This window comes from Campylobacter sp. 2018MI01, from assembly GCF_018501205.1.
Classification (GTDB): domain Bacteria; phylum Campylobacterota; class Campylobacteria; order Campylobacterales; family Campylobacteraceae; genus Campylobacter_E.
This window is the reverse complement of the sequence record NZ_JAHCZE010000168.1, coordinates 1-430: the sequence shown is the minus strand read 5'-3', so window position 1 is coordinate 430 and position 430 is coordinate 1. Positions and strand designations below refer to the sequence as shown.

Here is a 430-nt window from a genome sequence, read left to right as displayed (position 1 = left end):
CTCCTGAATCGCAATGTGTTTTTATTTTTATACACAGCCTGTGAATAATTCAGGCATCGCGCACCAGCTCTTTTTCAATCACCCTGACCAGACGCTGCTTTTCGGTAGCTGCACTTCAATGATGCAGGCGATGCGCTTTTCAATTTGTTGCGCAATCGCCCATTCGATATGCTCATCGAGAAGTGGATGCTCACCCTTGCGGCTTTCCAGCGCCGTAATGACGGCATTACTCCACGGCGCATTCCCCAGCGCGACGGCAACATTGCGCAGCCAGCGTAAATGACCAATGCGCCGAATCGCAGAACCTTCAGTGACTTTCAGAAACTGCGCTTCGCTCCAGCTAAACAACTCAACCAAATCTGGGTTATGCAGCGCCTTGCGTGGGCTAAAATCTGCTTCGTCGGTCAACTGAGAGTAACGATTCCACGGA

Annotated in this window: 1 protein-coding gene; it reads right to left on the bottom strand. The window is 50.9% G+C overall.

Going from position 1 to position 430, the window contains the following annotated elements; genetic code table 11:
- Positions 1-78: 78 nt before the first annotated feature.
- Positions 79-430, bottom strand: a 352-nt coding sequence (locus tag KJQ97_RS09510) for an epoxyqueuosine reductase (protein ID WP_284454213.1), incomplete at its 5' end; no start/stop codon positions are given.